This is a genomic window from Mycobacterium sp. E3247, from assembly GCF_001667785.1.
Lineage (GTDB): Bacteria > Actinomycetota > Actinomycetes > Mycobacteriales > Mycobacteriaceae > Mycobacterium.
The window spans coordinates 1-4953 of sequence record NZ_LZJG01000568.1; the positions used below are offsets into that span (position 1 = coordinate 1).

General features: G+C 70.6%; 4 protein-coding genes and 1 pseudogene. 4 read left to right on the forward strand and 1 reads right to left on the reverse strand.

The window, feature by feature from the left end; all coding sequences use genetic code 11:
• The 3 genes and pseudogenes from manB to manA form a co-directional block, all read left to right on the forward strand.
• A pseudogene (gene manB, locus A9X04_RS29165) lies at positions 1-511 on the forward strand (phosphomannomutase/phosphoglucomutase); the annotation flags it as partial.
• Positions 508-1608: a TobH protein gene (locus tag A9X04_RS29170; protein ID WP_067928589.1), complete on the forward strand. Its 1101-nt coding sequence runs from the start codon at positions 508-510 to the stop codon at positions 1606-1608. The pseudogene manB and the gene A9X04_RS29170, both read left to right, overlap by 4 nt.
• Positions 1609-1616: 8 nt before the next feature.
• Positions 1617-2843: a mannose-6-phosphate isomerase, class I gene (manA, locus tag A9X04_RS29175; protein WP_067928592.1), complete on the forward strand. Its 1227-nt coding sequence runs from the start codon at positions 1617-1619 to the stop codon at positions 2841-2843.
• Positions 2844-2862: 19 nt separating this feature from the next.
• Here manA and A9X04_RS29180 read toward each other — a convergent pair whose 3' ends face one another.
• Positions 2863-4257, reverse strand: coding sequence for an NAD(P)/FAD-dependent oxidoreductase (locus tag A9X04_RS29180; protein ID WP_156764593.1), 1395 nt, complete (start codon positions 4255-4257; stop codon positions 2863-2865).
• Between the two features lie 99 nt (positions 4258-4356).
• On the opposite strand from A9X04_RS29180, the gene A9X04_RS29185 reads away from it, so the two are divergent.
• On the forward strand, positions 4357-4953 hold a 597-nt coding region (locus A9X04_RS29185; RefSeq protein WP_156764592.1), incomplete at its 3' end, for an amino acid permease.

Genomic DNA, 4953 nt, shown 5'->3' on the forward strand with positions numbered 1-4953 from the left:
GCTGGTCACCGAACGCGGCGGCACGCCGCTGCGCTCCCGCGTCGGGCACTCCTATATCAAGGCGATGATGGCCGACACCGGCGCCATCTTCGGCGGCGAACATTCGGCGCACTATTACTTCCGTGACTTCTGGGGTGCGGACTCCGGGATGCTGGCCGCGCTACACGTGCTGGCCGCCCTCGGCGAGCAGGACCGGCCGTTGTCGGAGTTGACCGCGGACTACCAGCGCTACGAATCGTCGGGCGAGATCAACTTCACGGTCGCCGACGCGTCGCTGTGCACCGAAGCCGTGCTGAAGTCCTTCGGCAGCCGGATCCACGCCATCGACCACGTGGACGGGGTGACCGTCGACCTGGGCGACGGCAGCTGGTTCAACCTGCGCAGCTCCAACACCGAGCCGTTGCTGCGGCTCAACGTGGAGGGGCGCAGCGCCGAGGACGTCGACGCGGTGGTGGCCCAGATCAGCGCGGAGATCGAGGCGCAGCCGGCGCCCGCCGAGGCCGCCCCGTGAGCGCCGTGCGGGCGATCGATCTCGAGGACACCGAGGGTCTGCTCGCCGCCGACCGTGACGGCATGCTGCGCTCGGCGTCGTCGGCCGGCGCCCAGGTGCGCGCGATCGCCGCGGCGGTCGAGGAGGGCGCGCTGGATACCCTGCGGACCGACGACCGGCCGCGCAGCCTGATCTGGGTGGCCGGCCGCGGGGCCGCCGACAGCGCCGGCGCCATGCTGGCCGCGACGGTGGGCGGTGCGGCTTCCGAGCCGATCGCGCTGACCGCCGAGGTCCCGCCGTGGATCGGCCCGCTCGACGTGCTGGTCGTGGCGGGCGACGATCCTGGCGATCCCGTGCTGGTCGCCGCGGCGGCGACCGGGGTGCGCCGCGGGGCGCGGGTCGTGGTCGTCGCGCCGTACGAGGGGCCGCTGCGGGATTACACGGCGGGCCGGGCGGCGGTGCTGGCGCCGCGGCTTGCCATCCCGGACGAGTTCGGGCTGTGCCGCTACCTGGCCGCCGGCCTGGCCGTCGTGCAGACCGTGGACCAGCGGCCGAGCATCGACCTGCGGGCCCTGGCCGACGAGCTGGACGCCGAGGCGCTGCGCAACAGCGCGGGCCGCGAGCTGTTCACCAACCCGGCCAAGACGATCGCCGCGCGGCTGGCCGACCGTCAGGTCGCGCTGGCCGGCGATTGCGCAGCGACGCTGGCGCTGGCCCGGCATGGCAGTTCGGTGCTGCTGCGGACCGCCCATCAGGTGGTCGCCGCGACCGGCCTGTCCGACGCCGTCGTCGCGCTGCGCGCCGGGGCCTCCGGCGGCTTCCCGGATCCCGCCGAGGCGCTGTTCCACGACGAGCAGATCGACGGCCCGCTGCCCCGGCGGCTGCTGGTGCTGGCGCTGACCTTGTCCGCCGAACAGCCGGTGGTGGCCGCCCGCACCGCGGGGCTGGACGACGTGTACCTGCTCGCCGCCGAGGACGTGCCCGACGGACCCGGCGGCTCGGCCGGCTCGACCGTCACGCCGGCGTTGGGGGGCGCCATCAGCGCCGAGCAGCAATTGGCAGTGTTGGCCGTCCGGCTGGAGATGGCCGCGGTTTACGCGCGACTGGTGCGGGGATAGATAGAACAGTGGAACTGCTTCGCGGAGCCTTGCGGACGTACGCCTGGGGATCACGCACCGACATCGCCGAATTCACCGGGCGGACGGTTCCGGCCGCCCACCCGGAGGCCGAGCTCTGGTTCGGCGCACACCCCGGCGACCCGGCCTGGCTGGAAACGGATCATGGCGAGATCACGCTGCTCGATGCGCTCGTCGAAGACCCGGAGGGACAGCTCGGCCCGGCGACGCGCGCCCGATTTGGAGACGTGCTGCCGTTCTTGGTCAAGGTGCTCGCGGCCGACGAGCCGCTGTCCCTGCAGGCCCACCCGAGCGCGGCGCAGGCGGCCGAAGGTTACCTCCGCGAGGAGCGGCTGGGTATCCCGCTGTCCTCCCCGGTACGCAACTACCGCGACACCTCCCACAAACCCGAGCTGCTGGTGGCGCTGCAGCCGTTCGAGGCGCTCGCCGGATTCCGTCAGGTCGCCCGCACCGTCGAGCTGCTGCGCGCCCTGGCGGTCTCGGACCTCGACCCCTTCATCGAGCTGCTCAACGACCAGTCCGACGCCGACGGCCTGCGAGCGCTGTTCACCACCTGGATCACCGCACCCCAGCCCGACATCGACGTTCTGGTGCCCGCCGTACTGGACGGCGCCATCCAGTACATCAGCTCCGGGGCAACCGAATTCGCCGGCGAGGTCAAGACGGTGCTGGAACTCGGGGAACGCTATCCCGGCGACGCCGGGGTGCTGGCGGCGCTGCTGCTGAACCGCATCACGCTGGCCCCCGGCGAGGCGATCTTCGTGTCGGCGGGCAGCCTGCACACCTACCTGCGCGGGTTCGCCCTGGAGGTGATGGCCAACTCCGACAACGTGTTACGCGGCGGCCTGACCCCCAAACACGTCGACGTCCCCGAGTTGCTGCGGGTGCTCGACTTCACCCCGACCAGCGAGGCAGAGGTGCGGTCCCACGTCCGCCGCGAGGGCTTCGGCCTGATCTATGAGACCCCGGCCGACGAGTTCGCGGTCGCGCTGCTGGAGCTCGACGGCGATTATCTGGGCCACGAGGTCGACGCCTCGTGCAGCCACGAGGGCCCGCAGATCCTGCTGTGCACCGAGGGCTGCACGACCGTGCACGGCAAGTCCGGGTCGCTGACCCTGCAGCGGGGGATGGCCGCCTGGGTGGCGGCCGACGACGCCCCGATCCGGCTGGTCGCGCGCGAGCCCACCAAGCTGTTCAGGGCGACTGTGGGGCTGTGAGGGGGGCGCGCCGGCGGTCTTATAGTGGCGACCCGCATCGCCCGGCTTCGCCGCGCTCGCGATCGCCACGGGCGGCCTGACGGCGTTCGCCCAGCCACAGCCGCAGGTTGTGCGTAATGGCCCGCCCGACGATGCGCGGCGGCGGGACCATGTACAGGCTGTCCAGCAGTGAGAACCGGCGCAAAAACCATTCCGCCAGAACGGGATCGGTCTCGGCGGCCCCCAGGAATTGGTCGAACAGCGCACCGGAGGGCCGCCACCACCACGGGATCGGTCCCTTGGTTCCGGCGTGGTGAAAGGTGACGTCGCCGATGGCGTTCATGATCCAGACGGGGAAGGTGGTCTTGGCGGTGGCCCGGCTCAGTTCCGCGGCCAGTTGCTCGTCGGGGGAGGACAGCGCGCGCCGCAGGTGACCGGCCTGCAGCGAGGTCATCGTCATGCCCTGCCCGAAGGTCGGGTTGAAGCTGGCGACCGCGTCGCCGAAGGGGATGATCCCGGCGGGGAAGCGGTCCAGCTTGTCATACCGGCGCCAGCGGCTGGCCGGAAACGCGTGGAACGCCGGCTCTCCCAGGGGTTCGGCCTGCGTCAGGGCGGTACTGAAGTGGGCTGGTAGTAGCTCGTCGGCCAGCGCCAGCATCTCGGGAAACGTCCGGGGCGGTTTGACGTTGGCCACGCCGAAGGTGGTCAGCACCCAGGTGCCGTCCTCGTAGCACAGCATGCCCAGCCCCAGCGACTTGTCGTGGGAGGCGCCCGCGACCACCACCTTCTCGGTGATCAATCCGTCCCGGATGCGGAACTGCTGGGTGGCGTAGTGGATGCCGATGTCCAGGGCGTCTTCCCGGGGCCGCTCGTACCCCCACTGCTCGAGCCACACCGGGAGCCGGGTGCCCCGCCCGGCCGCGTCGACGACGAGGTCCGCGGCCACGAATTCCGGCTCCCGGCCGTCGGTGTTTTCGGCGTCCAGCACCACCCCGGTTACCCGCCGGCGGGCCGCGTCGAACCGTGGTTCAGCCACGGAGCGGCGCACGATCACCACGTTGTCCGTATCCCGGACTCGTTTGCGCAACTGCCACTCCAGATGCGGGCGGCTGGGCACATACGCGGTGAATTCGTCGCGCAGCGTGTGCCCGGTCCCGAGCACGTGGCCGGCGGCGCCGAGGTGAATGCACTCGGGCCGGTTCTCCAGCATCGGCACGCCGGTGGCCACCATGTCGTCGAGCAGCCCGGGGAACAGCGTCTCGAACTCCATTGCGCCGCGGGCCATCAGCATGTGCAGGTGCCGGTCCTGCGGGACCGCCGCCCGGTTCGACGGTGTGCTCGGCAACTCGTCGCGTTCGTAGACGGTGACTCGCGCATAGGAATCCGAGAGCACCCGCGCGGCGCACAGGCCGGCGATGCTGCCCCCGATGACCACCGCATGCTCCCTGGTGTTTGCTTTGGTGTCCGGCATCTCGGCAGAGTACCCAGTACTGTGACGGACCAATGGGTCCCAGTTGATTCCGAAGGGCGACGGATGGCCAACCGATGGCGGATGAAGTCGGTCGAGCAATCGATAGCCGACACCGACGAGCCAGACACCCGGCTACGCAAGGACCTGACCTGGCTGGACCTGGTCGTCTTCGGCGTCGCGGTGGTGATCGGCGCCGGTATCTTCACCGTCACGGCCTCGACGACCGGCGACATCACCGGCCCGGCCATCTGGATCTCGTTCGTCATCGCGGCCATCACCTGCGCGCTGGCCGCGCTGTGTTACGCCGAGTTCGCCTCCACGCTGCCCGTCGCCGGCAGCGCCTACACCTTCTCCTACGCCACCTTCGGGGAGTTCCTGGCCTGGATCATCGGGTGGAACCTGCTGCTGGAGCTGGCGATCGGCGCGGCGGTCGTGGCCAAGGGGTGGTCGAGCTATCTGGGCAACGTCTTCGGGTTTGCCGGGGGCACAACCGAGTTCGGGTCGGTCAACCTGGACTGGGGCGCGCTGCTGATCGTCGCCGGGGTGGCCACCCTGATCGCGCTGGGCACCAAACTGTCGTCCAGGTTCTCCGCGGTGATCACCGGCATCAAGGTGTCGGTGGTGCTGTTGGTGGTCGTCGTCGGCGCCTTCTACATCAAG